The organism is Calothrix sp. CBUCES-K 9914, from assembly GCF_059640475.1.
Genome location: NZ_JBXXZH010000028.1, coordinates 1 through 17679, shown reverse-complemented (window position 1 = coordinate 17679; position 17679 = coordinate 1). Strand labels below are relative to the sequence as shown.

The 17679-nt window shown below is 39.8% G+C and carries 16 protein-coding genes; 12 read left to right on the top strand and 4 right to left on the bottom strand.

The features are described 5' to 3' along the window. The first annotated feature begins 357 nt into the window (after positions 1 to 357). The 10 genes from AC2JBO_RS08990 (at position 358) to AC2JBO_RS08945 (ending at position 9154) form a co-directional block, all read left to right on the top strand. On the top strand, positions 358 to 1716 hold the full coding sequence (locus AC2JBO_RS08990; RefSeq protein ID WP_496953295.1) for a pentapeptide repeat-containing protein: 1359 nt from the start codon (positions 358 to 360) through the stop codon (positions 1714 to 1716). Between the two features lie 24 nt (positions 1717 to 1740). Then, positions 1741 to 2346, top strand: coding sequence for a DUF4129 domain-containing protein (locus AC2JBO_RS08985; protein ID WP_496953294.1), 606 nt, complete (start codon positions 1741 to 1743; stop codon positions 2344 to 2346). A 73-nt stretch (positions 2347 to 2419) separates the two neighbouring features. After that, positions 2420 to 3604 (top strand): DUF4350 domain-containing protein, encoded by a 1185-nt coding sequence (locus AC2JBO_RS08980; RefSeq protein ID WP_496953293.1) that lies wholly within the window; start codon positions 2420 to 2422, stop codon positions 3602 to 3604. A gap of 146 nt (positions 3605 to 3750) precedes the next feature. Beyond that, positions 3751 to 4701: an AAA family ATPase gene (locus AC2JBO_RS08975; protein ID WP_496953292.1), complete on the top strand. Its 951-nt coding sequence runs from the start codon at positions 3751 to 3753 to the stop codon at positions 4699 to 4701. A 79-nt stretch (positions 4702 to 4780) separates the two neighbouring features. Continuing rightward, the gene (locus tag AC2JBO_RS08970; protein WP_496953291.1) at positions 4781 to 6103 is read left to right on the top strand and encodes a DUF58 domain-containing protein; all 1323 of its coding nucleotides are present in this window, start codon (positions 4781 to 4783) and stop codon (positions 6101 to 6103) included. Positions 6104 to 6560: 457 nt separating this feature from the next. After that, a complete protein-coding gene (gene cpeB, locus AC2JBO_RS08965; RefSeq protein ID WP_496953290.1) occupies positions 6561 to 7094 on the top strand; it encodes a phycoerythrin subunit beta in 534 nt (177 codons plus the stop codon). Positions 7095 to 7174: 80 nt separating this feature from the next. After that, on the top strand, positions 7175 to 7669 hold the full coding sequence (cpeA, locus tag AC2JBO_RS08960; RefSeq protein WP_496953289.1) for a C-phycoerythrin subunit alpha: 495 nt from the start codon (positions 7175 to 7177) through the stop codon (positions 7667 to 7669). A 161-nt stretch (positions 7670 to 7830) separates the two neighbouring features. After that, positions 7831 to 8478: a HEAT repeat domain-containing protein gene (locus AC2JBO_RS08955; RefSeq protein WP_496953288.1), complete on the top strand. Its 648-nt coding sequence runs from the start codon at positions 7831 to 7833 to the stop codon at positions 8476 to 8478. 77 nt (positions 8479 to 8555) lie between these two features. After that, a complete protein-coding gene (locus AC2JBO_RS08950) occupies positions 8556 to 8807 on the top strand; it encodes a hypothetical protein (protein WP_496953287.1) in 252 nt (83 codons plus the stop codon). 95 nt (positions 8808 to 8902) lie between these two features. Beyond that, positions 8903 to 9154, top strand: a complete 252-nt coding sequence (locus tag AC2JBO_RS08945; RefSeq protein ID WP_496953286.1) for a hypothetical protein — start codon at positions 8903 to 8905, stop codon at positions 9152 to 9154. A 93-nt stretch (positions 9155 to 9247) separates the two neighbouring features. Here the strand turns inward: AC2JBO_RS08945 and AC2JBO_RS08940 are convergent, their stop codons facing one another. Then, entirely contained in the window at positions 9248 to 11560 is a 2313-nt protein-coding gene (locus tag AC2JBO_RS08940; RefSeq protein WP_496953285.1) for a tetratricopeptide repeat protein, read from the bottom strand. Between the two features lie 53 nt (positions 11561 to 11613). Further along, positions 11614 to 12051, bottom strand: a complete 438-nt coding sequence (locus AC2JBO_RS08935) for a hypothetical protein (RefSeq protein ID WP_496953284.1) — start codon at positions 12049 to 12051, stop codon at positions 11614 to 11616. 1441 nt (positions 12052 to 13492) lie between these two features. Here AC2JBO_RS08935 and AC2JBO_RS08930 point away from each other — a divergent pair. Together AC2JBO_RS08930 and AC2JBO_RS08925 are read left to right on the top strand one after the other, a co-directional pair. After that, positions 13493 to 14020 (top strand): peptidoglycan-binding domain-containing protein, encoded by a 528-nt coding sequence (locus AC2JBO_RS08930; RefSeq protein WP_496953283.1) that lies wholly within the window; start codon positions 13493 to 13495, stop codon positions 14018 to 14020. Positions 14021 to 14098: 78 nt separating this feature from the next. After that, the gene (locus tag AC2JBO_RS08925) at positions 14099 to 14377 is read left to right on the top strand and encodes a peptidoglycan-binding domain-containing protein (RefSeq protein ID WP_496953282.1); all 279 of its coding nucleotides are present in this window, start codon (positions 14099 to 14101) and stop codon (positions 14375 to 14377) included. 233 nt (positions 14378 to 14610) lie between these two features. Here the strand turns inward: AC2JBO_RS08925 and AC2JBO_RS08920 are convergent, their stop codons facing one another. Continuing rightward, positions 14611 to 14886: a hypothetical protein gene (locus AC2JBO_RS08920; RefSeq protein WP_496953281.1), complete on the bottom strand. Its 276-nt coding sequence runs from the start codon at positions 14884 to 14886 to the stop codon at positions 14611 to 14613. Between the two features lie 91 nt (positions 14887 to 14977). Then, positions 14978 to 17679 (bottom strand): beta strand repeat-containing protein (locus tag AC2JBO_RS08915; RefSeq protein WP_496953280.1); only part of this gene is annotated, 2702 nt, incomplete at its 5' end.

Here is a 17679-nt window from a genome sequence, read left to right as displayed (position 1 = left end):
CTGATTTACACAAACTCTTTGCAAGTACTTCATATTTTTAGCTAAATCTCAACTATTTATCCCTGGTAAAAGCTAGCAAATAAGCAAGCTTTTTTTAACGCCATTATTTGTGTACAGTTAAATAATATTATTTTTTGTCACTTGTAAAGATAAATTTATAAAAATAAACAAAATTATGTAGCGTTTTTAACACTTTATTACGTGTACATGTTAGAGGAAGGCGCCTCGGTTCAGGAGCATCTCTACAACGCATGATTTTCACAACAAAAAATGGGTAATGGTTCTTGCCGATAAAGACCCTGTAGCAGATACCATAGAAGAAAAATCGTTTAAGGAGTCGATAACGGCACATAAGGCATGATTGATAACAACTCTAACTCCAGAAGCTCACCAGAGCAATTATCCGAAGACAGTTCGCAACTTGATGACTTTGATACTGTAAGCGAAAATGGTCTAACCTCAGAGAAACTTGCTACACAGCAAGCTTTAGCTGTAATAAGTTCATTGCAATCTCAACAAAGTACAAATGCTCTGACAGAGGTGCATTCTAATACGCACGTCCGCTCCAATAACCTTGTAGTAGTCAAACCAAGGGCATTTTTAATCTCTCTTGTCTCTATTGGGTTAATTTTTATTGGTTTTGCTACAAATATTTGGATTATAGGCGCCATTGGAACAGTTCTAACTTTGATAATATCACTAGCAATACTTTTCCCGTGGTTCCGCGAAGTCTTTGCCGAGTGGTTTTCGCCCCAAGAACGTGCGGTTATATTTGCTATTCTTATATTAACTATAGGAATCATAGGCGCCATTAAATTTACAGGAGTCGGGGATGATATTTTGCGCTGGGGAAAAACTGTTAACTGGGATGCTTCCGGAGCATTAGGGGAATGGTTCGGTGCATTAGGGCAAATTTCAATCGCTATTATTGCCGTTTATGTAGCTTGGCGCCAGTACGTTATTTCCAAAGACTTAACGATTCAACAAAATTTACTCACCGTCCAACAAAATATTATTACTCAGCAACAAACTATTGACTCTTACTTCCAAGGTATCTCCGATTTAGTTCTTGACGAAGAAGGACAACTCGAAGACTGGCCACAAGAACGAGCAATTGCCGAAGGACGTACTGCTGCAATTCTTAGTAGTGTTGATGGTAGTGGCAAAGCCAAAATTCTTCGTTTTCTGTCACGCTCAAAATTACTAACTCCACTTCGACGCGACCGTCTTCTTGGACGCGCAATACTTGATGGTAGCGGAGGATACGCCGAAGACCGTATGTACGGACTGCGTGTGATCGATTTGGGTGTAACATTAGCAGGTGCCGACCTTTCCAATACCGATTTACGCTGGACAGACCTGTCCGAAGCAAACCTTGTACGTGCAAACCTTAGCGGTTGTGATTTAGTTAAAGCTAATTTGTCACGTGCTATTTTATACGAAGCTGACCTGAGCAACGCTGACTTGAAAACAACTCGCTTATTTTATGGTTCTCACGAAACAGCATCACCTCGTAGTCGTACCAACCCCCCTAACTACAAAACGGGTGAACATACTGGTGCAGTAGTTGAACATGCAAGTTTTACTAATGTTCAGCGAATGTCTGAACCAATGCGCTATTATTGCTGCGCTTGGGGAGGTGAAAAAACTCGTAGCACAATTCCTGGTGGTTGCGAAGGTATTCCCAATAAGTTAGAAAAGCCCATAGAAAAGTAATAAGAAAAGTAACCCTCTTCCTCTATGTCCACACAAGAATTTGAAACTAGTAGTCCAGGTTGGCAGTTTTACCTGTTTCAGAAGCGAGCAGGAGAAGGGTTAGAATATTTTCTTTCTCGCTTCGATTCTCCAATACCAGAAGCTGCTTCTAATTTAAGATTTAGCCAATGGTTTTTAAACGTACTCAATTTTTTGTTTTGGGTAGCGGTTACTTTTTTTGTTTTGTGGTTAATGTGGCGCCTGTGGAAAGAATTTAACCCCTACTTGTATGCTTGGTTAAACGAAGCCCAATCAAATAACGTTAGTAGTAAAAAGAACGATAAAGAATTATCAGCAGCAGCATTGCTGTCACAGTCACAGGAACTCTATCGTCAAGGGCGCTACCGTGAAGCGTGTAAATGTTTATACTTGTCCTTGTTGCAGTATTTACACGAAAAACAAACCCTCCCCCATAAAAAAAGCCGTACCGACGGAGAATATTTACAAATACTACGGTTATCAAATTCTTCTATGCAGCCATACGAGGCATTAATTACAACCCACGAGCAAATATGTTTTGATGAAATGCAAGTTGCACAAGATACTTATGAACAATGTCGTCAGGCATACAAAGATATTACACAAGATTAAATGTGTAATTCCTAACTGTACAGACGCGATTAATCGCGTCTCTACTCCTAACTCCTAACTCCTAACTATTATAATGAAACGTCCAAATCGTTTAACTATATTTGCTGGAATCATTCTTGCGGTTTTAATTTTAATAACTTTAATCGCTGCTCCTAGTGGCGGTAGACTCAATAATGGCTCGACTTATAATCGGGCGCCTGAAGGATATGGTGCCTGGTATAGTTATATGCAGCGTCGTGGAGCAAAAATAGAACGTTGGCAACGACCTACTTCATATATTGAATCTCAACAAGACCTTGTAACACTTTTACAAGTAAATGCTGATACTGGAGGGAGTTCAGGTGAATATGAATTGAAAAATTGGATTCAAAAAGGCAATATATTGGTAGTTTTAGGTGTTTATGGAGGAAAAGCAACAGCAGCAGAATTTACTACACTCCATAAAACAACTTATGGCGATGTTAAAATAGATACTACTCGACGCTATGAATTAAAACCGCCGTCAGTAAAATCAAAAACAAAGCCTATTCCAATGCCTGAAATTCCAGAACCAAAAGCGGAACCTTTATTAAAAGATTCACAGGGCACGATTATTTACCAAAAAAGATACGGTAAAGGCAAGGTTATATATTGTATTACTGAACATCTTGCTGCTAACGCTTACCAAGATGAACGCGGAAATTTTGAATACCTAGCGCAGTTAGTGAGTGACAATAATAACACTCGAAAAATATATGTAAATGAATATCTACATGGTTATAAAGACAAAGATATTAAAGAAGCCAAAGGTGAAGGTGATATATATAGTTACTTTATCCAGAAGCCAATTTTTGCCGCAATAGTTCAAGCGAGTGTATTACTCATAGTACTAATATTGGGACAGAATCGTCGGTTTGGTAAACTAGCTGTTGTAGAAGCACCAACTGTAGATAACAGTCAAGCATATATTGAAGCACTTGCCGCAGTATTGCAAAAAGCTGACTCTAGCGACTTTGTTGTAGAAATGATAGGTAAACAAGAACTATTGCAACTTCAGCAAAGTCTTGGTTTGGGCAAAAAAAATATCATTGATGCTACAACACCCGACTCAGAGGAGTTACTCAGCGCATGGCAAAATAAAGTCGGCGCCAACTCTGACTTAAAAGCTGCCTTACAAATACAATCTCAACAAGAACAATCTCAACGACGGCGCCTGAGCGAGAAAGATTTGATAGCCTGGTTAGCAAAATGGCAAAATATTAAGAAAATTTCCTCCTAACTCCTAACTTACACAATTATGTTATCAATGACTAGTAACAATTTGTATGACCTAGCTCCGCTCTTTGCTTTGGTGCGTGACACCACAGGATAGTTAGCTTCGTTTTAAGATTGTTGATAGTGTCACGCACCCTACTTAATTTTTTCATGAATCAAGTCAACCCAGTTCTAACCCGTTTGAAAGCTGCACTCAATCAAGTTGTTGTTGGGCAGTCTACTTTAATTGAACAAACAATAATAGGATTATTATCAGGTGGACATATAATTTTAGAAGGAGTACCGGGAACTGGTAAGACATTACTAGTTAAAGTACTTGCTCAATTAGTTAAAGCTGATTTTCATCGTATCCAGCTAACACCTGATGTTTTACCCGGTGATATTACTGGTACTAATATATTTGATATTAATACTCGTAGCTTTTCCCTCAAAAAAGGACCTGTTTTTACAGAAGTACTGCTGGCAGACGAAATTAACCGTACTCCTCCTAAAACTCAAGCAGCACTCCTTGAAGCAATGGAAGAGATGCAGGTGACACTTGATGGTGAGAGTTTACCGCTTCCAGACTTATTTTGGGTAATTGCTACACAAAACCCGCTTGAATTTGAAGGTACTTATCCTTTACCAGAAGCGCAGTTAGATAGATTTTTATTCAAGCTAATAGTAGACTACCCCGAACTCGCTGCTGAAAAGCAAATGCTGTTAAATCGTAAAGCTGGGTTTGCCGCGCGTCGTTTGGATATAGCTCAATTACAACCTGTTGCTACGGTTGCTCAAATATTAGAAGCGCGTCAAGCTTCAAAACAAGTCAAAGTTTCTGAAGCGATTATTGATTATCTTCTCGCTTTGGTTGGTGCATCGCGTCAGCATCCCGATTTAAATTTAGGCGCCTCTCCGCGCGCTGCTGGTTTATGGTTACAAACCTCACAAGCTTGTGCATATTTAGCAGGGAGAGATTTTGTCACCCCAGATGATGTAAAAGTCGTTGCATCTCCATTATTACGCCATCGATTAATTTTAAAACCTGAAGCAATGCTCGATGGTTTACAAATTGATAGTGTTATTGCATCGATTCTCAATAAAGTATCAGTACCAAGATAAGTATAAAGTGCTGAGTGCTGAGTGCTGAGTGCTGAGTGCTGAGTGCTGAGTGCTGAGAACAAGTTATTATATCTAAAATATGATTCCAACTCGAAAAGTTTATTTATTGTTATCTTTGGGAATTGTACTTGCCCCTGTTATTGCAAGTTATACTCAAGTTTTAACTGGCATCGTTATTATTTTGATATACGATGTAGTTATTTTAATTTTAATGATTTTCGATAGTTTACGCGCGCGCCGTTATCGTGTTGAAGTCATGCGCTCTTTACCACCCAGGTTATCAATTGGGCGTGATAATCCTGTTGAACTGTTAGTAAAATCTACAGCTAGCACTATTATTAAAATTCGCGATAATTATCCAAATACGTTTGATATTAAACAGCCAGAACAACGTGTAAAAGTTGAGAAGGATACGACAAACGAAGTAGTTTATACGGTATTTCCAACAAAACGCGGAGAATTTGATTGGGGAGATATTCAAATACGCCAACTTGGCGCCTGGGGTTTGGGGTGGGATAGTTGGAAAATTGCCCAACGTTTGAAGGTTAAAGTATATCCTGATTTAGTTGGGTTAAGAAATCTCTCGATTCGATTAACGCTACAATCATCGGGGGCAATGCGTCAATTTCGCCAGTTGGGTATTGGGACAGAGTTTTCGGAGTTACGAAACTATCGTACTGGTGATGATTTGAGATTAATTGATTGGAAAGCTACCGCGCGACGTATTGGCGCCAGTGGTAATGCATCACCACTTGTACGAGTATTGGAACCGGAACAGGAGCAAACGCTGTTAATTTTACTTGACCGAGGAAGGCTGATGACAGCACAAGTTCAGGGTTTACAAAGGTTTGACTGGGGTTTGAATGCAACTTTAGCGCTCGCATTAGCAGGTTTACATCGTGGTGATCGAGTTGGAGTTGGTGTATTTGACCGTCAAATTCATACTTGGATTCCTCCGGAACGTGGACAGCATCAACTTAATCATCTTATCGACCGTTTGACTCCAATTCAACCAGTGCTTCTTGAATCTGATTATGTTGGTGCAGTTACCCACGTTGTCCAGCAGCAAACTCGACGCTGTTTAGTTGTTGTTATTACTGATTTAATCGATACTACTGCTTCGGCTGAGTTATTAAGTGCTTTGTCACGACTTACACCTCGTTATTTATCGTTTTGCGTTGCTTTACGTGACCCTCAAGTTGATACCATCGCGCATACTTTTACCCAAGATGTAACTGGCGCCTATACACGCGCGGTTGCTTTAGATTTAATCGCACAGCGTCAAGTTGCATTTGCTAAACTTAAAGGACGTGGTGTATTGGTATTAGATGCACCAGCAAATCAAATTAGTAATGATTTGGTAGAAAGATATTTACAGCTAAAAGCGCGTAATCAACTGTAATTCAAAATTCATACGTTGTTTAGCTTTTAAAACATTCTCTAAGTAGCATAACCGTAATAAAATCATTGTAGAGACGTGATTAATCGCGTCTCTACATTATGGGCTTATTACTGCCTTTTTGAGCAAGTAAAATTGAAGTAAATGTACTACTAATATTAGTAGTGTTATCAATAAATACAAGCATATTAGCTGTTTCTGCCATTAAATTTTGTAGGGACTATTTTTTAGTTCTTGAGTACTATATATTCAAAATTATTCAAAATAATGAAGCGGGCTAGTAACGAAGCGCAAAGAACTGATGATAATTGTTACAGATTGTTACTTTGTCTCTCATAGAAAAGACTCAAAGGTATTTCATCCCCTATGTTGTTTTTTAAGCTCACTCTTCTAAACACAGAGGCGAGCCAGAGATAAGTATTTGTCCGATTATTTTCTTGTGAATATCAAGGAGCGCTGAATGCTTGACGCTTTTTCTAGAGCTGTAATTACAGCAGATACCAAAACTTCTTGTATTGGTGGTTCTGACTTGGCTGCGCTCAAGTCGTTTGTTGCAGAAGGTAACAAGCGCTTGGATGCAGTAAACTGTGTTGCTAGTAACGCTAGCTGCATCGTTTCCGATTCAGTATCTGGAATGATTTGCGAAAACCAAGGCTTAATTCAAGCTGGTGGTAACTGTTATCCAACTCGTCGTATGGCTGCTTGCTTACGCGATGGTGAAATCATTTTACGTTACGTTTGCTACGCACTATTGTCTGGTGATTCTTCCGTATTAGATGACCGTTGTTTGAACGGTTTGAAAGAAACCTACACAGCATTAGGTGTACCTGCAACATCAGCTGCGCGCGCAGTACAAATCATGAAAGCTTGTGCAGTTGCTCACATCAATAACACTGCAACCAAGCGCAAGATGGATACTCCCCAAGGTGACTGCTCGGCATTAGCTTCTGAAGCAGCTAGCTACTTCGACCGTGTTATCTCTGCTCTTAGCTAATCGTAAGCTGAAAGTAAGTAAATCAAGCACTGGTTGAATAAAAGTCCTGCATTCAAAAATTATTCTGGAGATATCAGAAGATGAAATCAGTTATTACCACAGTTGTTGCAGCTGCTGATGCAGCCGGTCGTTTTCCAAGTTTATCAGATTTAGAATCAGTACAAGGTAGTATCCAACGCGCGAATGCTCGTTTAGAAGCTGCTGAAAAGCTTTCTACTGGTATCGATGCAGTTGCTAAAGAAGCTGGAGATGCTTGTTTCACCAAGTATCCTTACCTCAAGCAAGCTGGAGAAGCTGGTGAAAACCAAACCAAAGTAGACAAGTGCTACCGCGACTTCAAACATTATTTACGTCTTATCCAATACTCCTTAATCGTTGGTGGTACTGGCCCTCTCGATGAGTGGGGTATTGCTGGCGCCCGTGAAGTATACCGCAGCTTGAACCTACCAACAGCACCTTACGTTGCTGGTTTGCAGTTCACACGTGACCGCGCTTGCTCTCCTCGTGACATGTCACCTCAAGCACTTCTTGAATTCCGCGCGCTTCTTGACTACGCTATCAACTCTTTGTCCTAAGAGTTTATAGTGCTGAGTGCTGAGTGCTGAGTGTTAGATTTCGAGGGAATTTTGCATTTGGTAGTTGGTACTGAGTACGAGCGCAAATAACATGTGTAGGGACTTTCAGAATATTGCTTTTCCACTTTCAGGTGAAGTTATATTCAGGAAGTCCCTTAACTATGATGGTCTCTATATCAGCGCATTCAAAATTTATGGCTAATGATGCTTTGTTTGAACAACTCAAACATCCTAATCCGAATATGCGGAACCGCGCGATGTTAGAAATTGCTGATAATCGCGATGAAAATACAATTCCCCGTTTAATTAGCATTCTTGATGAAGATGATATAGTCTATCGCCGCGCGGCTGTTCAAGCTTTAGGTGTTATTGGACCCGACGCTGTGGCGCCTTTGATAGATTTATTACTCAACAATACAGATGCAACTATTCGCGCTAGCTGTGCGAAAGTGATGGCACAAGTTGCAGTCAACCATCCCGAAGCAGCTTTTCCAACCGTTGGTATCGAAGCACTCAAGCAAGCTGTTAATGATTCTAATCCTGTTGTTCATATTGCATCTGTAATGGCACTTGGCGAAATTGGCGAACCCGCATTTGAAGTATTAACTGATACTCTGCAAACTACAGATAATGTCGCAGTTGCTGTTGCTATCGTAAATGCTTTAGGTGATTCCGGTAATCCCAAAGCCGTAGAAATACTTACATCTTTGAGCAATGACGACTCTGTAGATTCTTACGTCCGTGAGTCTGCAATTAGCGCACTACCTCGTTTAGAACAGGTAATTAATTATAAAAATAGGAAGTGGTAAAGAAAGCCATTTTACATATATCCTTGTAACTCATAGTCATATCGAGTATACTTTGAGTTGTAAAGTAATATTAAGATATGAGTAATTTAATTATTGGTGAAGTTGCAAGCTTATGTGCGGAACTGGCTACATTTATTGGCGCCTCAGTTGTGACCATTGCTAATTTTGTTTTATCTTGGGCAATGGCATTTGAGAAAGGCGCCATGTTATTTGTGATTAGCGACGAAATTATACCAGAGTCACATTGTAAAGGTTTGGAGAAAGAAGGAACGATTGGTGTAATGGCTGGTTTTGTAGTGATGATGTTTTTTGATATTGCACTGGGATGATATATATTTACCACAGAGACGCAGAGGGCACAGAGTAGAAGGGAATGACTTGTCCATAGTACTATTAAGTTGTTCAACATTTTTGTGAGTCAATAATGTCGGATTCTAATTCTTTTAACGAAGCTCTCGATGCGCTGTACAAAGCAGCAAAGGCATCCGCCAATTTTATCGAGACAGCATTGGCTTTAAAAGAGAGTGAATTTAGCCCAGCGGATAAACAGCGTTTGAAAGTGGCACTTTCTGTATTAAAACTTACATGGTCGGACGATGATGACGATGACTATGATGATGATGATGATTATGACGAAGACGAGTATGATACAAACTTTGAGTCATGTAATAATTAAGTAGCACTCACCACTCACCTGTAGGTTCGCGCAAAAGGCGCTAATCTTCGCGCAAAAGCTACTAATTTTTTTTCGCGCATAAGCCGCTAATTTCTAGAATCGGCGCCTAACCATGTACATTTTCAAAAAATATGCATACTTCTGCCGAACTAGTATAGTCCTTGGATGAGCTAGACCTAACTTTTTCTCGCATAGTGCTAATGCTTTTTGAAACAGAGGTTCAGCTTCGCTGTTCCGTCCTTGCGAATAGTACAGAATAGCCAGGTTTTCGTAACTGCTGGCGACATCGGGATGGTCTTCTCCCAACAGCCGTTGCCTTAGTTCTAATGCTTTTTGATACAGAGGTTCAGCTTCGCTATACCGTCCTTGCGATTTGTAGAGACTCGCCAGGTTGTCGTAACTGGTGGCGACATGGGGATGGTCTTCTCCCAACAGCCGTTGGTATAGTTCTAATGCTTTTTGATACAGAGGTTCAGCTTCACTGTACTGTCCTTGCAAATCGTAGAAAATAGCCAGGTTGTTGTAACTGCCGGCGACATCGGAATGGTCTTCTCCAAACAGCCGTTGCCTTAGTTCTAATGCTTTTTGATACAGAGATTCAGCTTCGCTGTACCGTCCTTGCGAATTGTAGAGAATAGCGAGGTTGTTGTAACCGCTGGCGACATTGGGATAGTCTTCTCCGAACAGCCGTTGCGTTAGTTCTAATGCTTTTTGAAACAGAAGTACAGCTTCGCTATACCGTCCTTGCGAATTATAGAGAATAGCCAGGTTGTTGTAACTGCCTGCGACATCGGGATGGTCTTCTCCCAACAGCCGTTGCCTTAGTTCTAATGCTTTTTGAAGCAGAGGTTCAGCTTCGCTGTACCGTCCTTGCGAATTGTAGAGAAGAGCCAGGTTGTTGTAACTGGTGGCAACATCGGGATGGTCTTCTCCTAAGCGTTCTCTTGCAAATGATACACATTGCTCTAGCCAAGGAAGGGCTTGCGCGTAAGCTCCTTGACCCTTATAAAAAAGACTCAAACCAATAAATGGCTCAATTAAATCTTCATTACTCAACCAATCCTTATAATCTGTGGCGGCTTGAGCTAGGTGGGGGATAATAGGAGCTAGTTTATTGATTTCTTCTAAAGTAGGTGTTTCAGGTATTGTCTTTGCAGCTTCTACCATCGCGATACAAAATTTATATTTTTGTTTATCTGCAATCGCTAGGTTGTTTTGTTTATTGCTAAAAAACTTATGAATGAGTTGATGTAACTGGTAATTATCTTCACTTTGCAGCAGGTGCAAATTTTCTAACTCCAGTCTAGCATCTTCTAATTCTTCCGAGTCTTGCTCAACAACAGCATTTTCGACCAAAGACCAGGGAATAGGAGCTAAAGCAAATAGACTTAGTAAACATCCTAAATCTTGAGCCGATTGAGTTAATTCTAACCAACTCAATTCAAAAGCTGCTTCGACTCCCCGCTTAATCTCTAAATTCCAAGCGGGGTCAGAGTTTTTAACTACTAATGAAGGATGACCTAGCCCTTTTTCTTCTAAGCGTTGCAACATTTCTAGCAAACTTACCTTACGTTTTTTGATGTAACGTCCAACTAGTTGCAATGCCAGAGGTAAGTATCCTAAACGTTGACAAAGTTCTTTTGCTTTTTCTAACTCTTGGTTTACCTTCTCGGAACCAACTAATTCAGCTAATAATTGTCGCGCGTCTAACTCCGATAAAACTGACAAATATAGAGAACCAGCTAAATCCAACTTTAATCTGGTAGTAATTAATACTTTAAATTGCGATGGTTGTGGGGGTAAATAAGGTTTGATATCGCTGTAATTTTTGACATCATCAAGTACAACCAGTGTTTTACCCTCACGCCAACGTCTCCAACACCAACGGACTTGTTCAGATAACTCAAAATCCTCTGGAGGTTGCAAACCTAAATCTGTACGGGCAAAATTGACTATTTGTAAACCAATATCCGCTTCTGTTGCTCGTAACCAACAAATACCACCGGGGTAACTATACGATTGCAAATGCAATAGTGAATATTGAATCGCTAATTCAGTTTTTCCAATACCACCCATCCCTTCAACTGAAGCAATTACTACCTCATTATTTCGTTGTAACTGTTGATGAAGACGGTTTAATTCATCTTCCCGTCCCACAAATTTCTCTGTGCTGCTGTTAGGAATATTCTGCGGAAATCCCGTTGGTTTGGATATATTATCTAAATTGTTTATTGTTTGGTAAACTTGAGTAATGTTACTGACTGTAATGTCACCACCAGCGCGTACATCCTCAAATATTTTATTGATAGTTAGGTTTCCAAATACCGCACCCACAGTGGTATTATTGTCGCCATGAACATTTTGAACTACATTCTCATTGCCCGAAATTATTTTTTCATTTTCCATACAACCGGGGTGATTTAGTCAAGTGTGGGTATATTTGTTAGTTAAAATAAGTACTAATTGATAGTTGCATCACCGCCTACTTTTCCAATCGACTTATTGCCGTCTCCAGTCACGTTTTGCACCACATTATCATCACCGCTAATATTTTGATTAAAAGTATTAACAGCTTTAGAAATTACTTCCGGCGCCTCTGACATCAAACCAGCTATCTGGGCAGCTAATGCTTTGTCATCATCGAATAACTTCTTGAGTTGTTTTTGAAGTGTATCTAAAGCATCTGCATCGTTAGGGGAATTCGCCAATTCTTCTGCTGCTCCTTTTGCTATCGGCTTTTCTTCTACTTTTGGTTGTAGCTTACCCCAAATAGCAGTTGCCTTTTGCCAAACATCCTCACCAAGTTTCTGCGATGCACCTTCCACAGCCTTGTTGCCTACCTTTAGTAAAAATGGTAAACATGGCGCCAAAAACTTCACAAGTAAAGCTATATCCATTGTTTTATCTGGTTTGCTTATAGTTATAATTAAGCTTATCTATAAATTACATTTTGCTAAAAATAGAAAATATAATTCAAACTTTAGTAATATTTTACTACTAATAGTCCATAATTATACAGGAGAATAATTAATATATATGTTAAAAAAATATTACATTTGACTTTTTGCTAAGAATATGTACTAAAAGTGTTCAGTAGTTACCTGTGATAGTGCTGTAGGTAAATCTTGGATGTGTTTATTGTAAGGGTTAATTTTTTAGGCTTTCTGCAAATGAGAGCAATAAACATAGGCATACCGACAATTTAGGTAATCGAACAAAAGTACTGTAAAAGGTATTTTCCTTATACAACCATTAGCCCAATGTGCTAAAAGCTAACTATAGCAAGAGTTTTTACATTTAATTGTGGAAATCCATAAATTAGCGTCTTTTCTGCGAATCGTCCCAGTAATTACTGCCCGTTCGCTCATTTTTGACTTCATGGTTTAATTAAGGCTTACTGGGCTTATAACTGGAGTTTAGACTAAATAATCTAAAACCCTTGTGTAGCAAGCATTCTAGACTTTGGAATTAGAAACAGTCAATAAATCATAAAAGCCTTGCTGGATAAGGGTTTGGCGGCTTGATTTGTCAAAATAGTCTAAACTCCAGTTATAGAGGTTAAGCCGAGATACAAGTAATTTCCGGCAAGATGACCTGAAAAGCCTTATCCTGTAGGGGGTTTGATAAATTGCTACATTAGGGTTAAAAAAAGTCGTGTTTGGTAACGAGAAATTAAGCCTTTTAAGGCCATCTTGCAGGTTTTTACATTTATCTCGGCTCAACGTCAATGTGTATTAGCCTTTATCAAGTTTCAAAAAAATCTGTTTTTAAGGCTATTTGTTAGTTACATTAATACAAATATTTGTTTTAAAATGGTAATTTACAATTCAATTTAACGGTCGTTATTTTGATAATTTGGGACATCTATAATCGCCTTTTTCAGCTTATCAATGAGCAGAAGTCTAAATTGCTAATACACATTAGGTTAAAATGTTGGACTTCACCCAAGAGTAGACCCCAACCTCTACACTTTCACCCGTTAAAAGTGCGTTGCTTAAAAAAATGGAAAACCACAGCTATCGGCATTACCCTGTCTTTTACAGGTTTTGTAGCATTTTCGCCTAGCACATTCGGTGGCGAACAAACGCCTTTTGTTCAAGTTTGTAAATATGTTACTTTGGGAGGACTTGCCGCTCTGGGTATCGCTTTCAAGGATTTTAACATAACAGATAAAATTTAGGACAGCTAGGAAGATTTTATCTGGTGTATTCATTAAATCTTAAATCCAAAATGTGGCCTTTGTAACAATTAACATTAAAATTTTTGGAATTTATTAACCCAGAAAGAGTAATAATGTATACTTCTGCTGGAGTACATCCTTTCACATAAATCAACCATATGACTACTACAGCCTTTGTCGTTCTCAAAGAAGGTTCCACAGGTGCAGAAGTTACTAAACTGCAACAGCGTTTGAAAACACTCAATGTATATACAGGTGCAGCCGATGGCTCATTTGGGACTCAAACCAAAGCGGCGGTAATCAAATTTCAGCAAAACCACGCCTTAACTGCCGATGGGATTGTAGGCTTGGAAACCGAGGCGAGTTTAGAACGCGATGTTTGGGTTGCCCAAAGAGCAAATTTAAAGGAAGGTACAGTTCATAGTGATGTCAAACTCTTGCAGACATTATTGGCACAAGAGGTAGAAAATTCGGGCGATGCTACTGCTGGTGTTTCAATCAAGTACGCCATTGATGGGGTTTTTGGCTCGCAAACTACAACAAATGTAGTCAAATTTCAGACTAAGTACAAGCTCAAAGCTGATGGGGTTGTTGGCGGTGCGACTTGGAAAGCTTTATCTGGTGTCCTCACTTTTGATAATCTTGATGCCTCAATTATTGTCCGCGAACACCTGTTCAATGTTTAGCAAACGAGTCACAAGCTCTGATTCGTTTTTAGTATAAAAACAAGCTTTACACTTAAGCAATCTTATCAGGAGAAAGTTATGCCACAAGACCAAATATTGAAACTCCACTCTAAAGGCGATAATGTCAAGCATCTCCAGGATGATCTGAATGTTGCGATTTATGGTTTTGGTAAAAATGCAGTTGACGGTCAACCTAATAGCCATCCAATAGTAGTTGATGGTGACTTTGGTACGGAAACCGAAGCTAAAGTCAAAGAGTTCCAACGTAGCCATAACTTAACTGTCGATGGAATTGTTGGAGCTAAAACTTGGCAAATCCTTCATGAATTAGCAGCAAGTGCAAGAAGGGCTGGCTAATAGAGGTTAAGCCGAGATACAAGTAATTTCCGGCAAGATGGACTGAAAAGCCTTATCCTGTAAGGGTTTGATAAATTGCTACATTAGGGTTAAAAAAGTCGTGTTTGGTAACGAGAAATTAAGCCTTTTGAGGCCATCTTGCAGGTTTTTACATTTATCTCGGCTCAACGTCAACATCTCTATAAGTTCATACCTTAGCCATCAGTTTATTTAAGATTGTGCTTCCTTGTGGGTTAACAACCGTGAGACGAATATGTTTTTTGTCTGCTGGTTGATAAGTAATAAATATATTTGTAGTTATTATTTTTGAAAGTATAAATGTAACTTTGGCTATTGCCAGATATTTCTGGATTTTTTAAAGTTAAATCACTTCCTTGTTTAGTATTTTGACCTGAATAAGTATAAATACCAGACTGGTCTAAATTAAGCTTTACAATCCACTCAGTACTGCTATCTGTAAAAGCACCTGTCGGACGAACAAAATCTGGGCTGAAATTCTTGCCTAGCATAGAATCAGAAGAATGAGTATTGTAATTAATTCTGTCTGGTTACTTATAAAGAGTAAATAATATTACATGTAGTCAGGCAGGTGCATTCCGGTCAGGTAGGGCAAGTTGGCACGTAAGGACGATTTGTGGGTGTAGAAGATGGTACTTGAGCAACTAATGAAATTGTACCGTCAGCATTTTTTATCAAACCTTGCGCTTCTACAATTGCATTTGTCAGTTTGACTTTAATATTTCCATCCACTTGTCGAAGCGCTCCAAAGCTAGGTGTACTGTTTTCTAATGTTGCCAATTCTCTCAATCCGTTTGTACCTGATAATGGGTTTAAAGGACTGGGTGGTAAGCTGCCGTGTCCAGTAACGGTAAATTCGCCGAGAGGACGACGCGATGCTGAGTTTCCCCTAGGGCAAATTTGACTAATTTTAGTGGTTGCGTCGAGTACTTGCCCTGGTAATTCAAGAATTGCTTGAGTGGGTTGGACTTCTGGTTGCTGGATGCTAACTTGTCCCTGTATGCCAAATTGCGAACTTGCGGTAATGTCACTGCTGTTGGGAGATGCTTGTGATAATCGTTTGATTCCGAAAATGCTTTGAACACGGATGTTAACGTTTCCACCGTTCCCTGTAAAAGCATTTGCGGTGATGTCGCTATCTTCTTTGGGAACGGCAACAATAAAAGGTGTATCAATGTTAATGTTGCCGCCATTTCCGCCAGAAGAAGCAAGTCCAGCAGTTGTAGAAATGTTACTACCGCGACGTAATAGTAAAAAATCTGCGGCTTTTAACTTGATATTTCCACCATCAGTAGAATTTGTTACGGCTATGATTTCACTTCTATTATCGAGCTTTACCGAGCCAGAATTAATATTAATATCTCCAGCGTTTCCAAATCCTGCACCACTGGAAGATATGAACGCACTTTTAGATACAGATAGTTTTCTAGATTCAACTGTGATATTTCCACCTTTACCAATACCCGTGGCGCCTACTGCACTGAATATACCAGAATTTCGATTGTTACCAACACCATCAATATTAATGGCATCGCGGGCATTAATTGTGATATCGCCTGCATTACCTTTTCCAACAGTAGTAGCATTAAGTTGCCCACCATTAAGTAAAGACAATGAACCAGTAGTTAGCTTGATATTACCTGCATTACCAATAGCAGATGCTTCAACCGTGCTGAACGCTCCAGAATCATCAAACTTAACTGTATCGCGGGCATCGATAATAATATCGCCTCCATTGCCCTGCCCAAAAGTACTAGAAAACAGTCCGGCGCCATTTGTTAGCGAAAGTGAAGGGGTTGTTACCTCGATATTTCCTCCTCTACCTATACCAGAAGTCGCCAAAAAACTAAAGGCGCCACTTGGGAAACCATTACCTGCTGTACTGTCGAAGATGACAGCATCACGGGCATTAATAATAATATTTCCCGCTTTACGGTTAGAGAAAGTTAGAATGTTGCCACGGTTTGTTAATGCCAGAGTCCCAGTTTTGATTTGAATATTTCCACCGTTACCACTTCCAGATGCAGCAGCACTAGTACCACTGGCTAAACCGTTGCTGCCGACACCATCCATATTAACTCTGTCGCTTGTATCGATAATGATATTACCTGCATTACCTTGTCCAAAACTAAATGTATTGATTTCACCACCATTAGTTAAAAATAGTGCTTTGGCATTAATGCGGATATCGCCACCATCACCCACTGCAAGTCCCGAAACACTAGATACATTGCTAGAAAAATTATTGCCTGTACCATCAAAAGTAACATTATCACGGGCATTGATGGTAATATTACCTGCGTTTCCTCGTGCATTAGTAAGGCTAGATAACTCTGCCCCCGACGTGACTGAAAGCGACCCTGTGGTAATTTCGATATCTCCTCCTCTACCATCACCATTAAGCAAGCCACTTTTCAAGCCGCTAATTGCACTAACAGTCTCACCTTCAAAAGAAACGATATTTCCAGCGACACCATCAATACTTATGCGATCGCGTGCAACAATTGTAATCTTACCTGCATTTCCTCCGGCACCGAGTACTGTCGTATTCATTTGACCGCCATTAGTCATAAACAGCGACCCTGTTTTCAACTGAATATTTCCAGCATCAGCGCCGTTACCAATTGTAAAAGTATCTGCACTACTAACTAAACCAAAGGCACTGAAACCATCTATTGTAGTTGTATTGCCAACATCAAGATTAATATTACCCCCTTTTCCCGAACCGCCACTAAAGGCTTTGATTCCACCTCCATCATTAAGCAATAGTTCGCCTGTGCTGATGCGAATGTCACCAGCATTCCCGATTTCATTACCAACAGAAGTGCTGCCGATGCGACTAATCGTCGTGCTGCCTCCAAAGCCTTGAACAGTAACTTTATCGCGGGCATTAATAGTGATATTACCACCATCTCCGCGTCCATTAGTTCCGCTAGATACTTCTGCCCCATTTGTTACCAAAAGCGACCCGGTTGCAATTTGGATGTTTCCACCCTTACCCACACTTCCAAGCAAGTCGCTTTTAATGCCACCAGGTGCATTATTCACGACACCATCAAGTCTAATGTTATCAAGGGCATTCACGATAATATTTCCGCTATTGCCTTGTCCATATACACTTGTATCAATTTTCGCGCCATTAGTTAGCGAAAGCGAGCCTGTAGTAATTTGGATATCTCCACCCTTAGTTACGGCTTGTCCAAGAACACTAGTTGATATCTCGCTATCACCATAAAGTTGAATTATATCGCGTGCATTAATGGTAATATCGCCTCCATCACCTT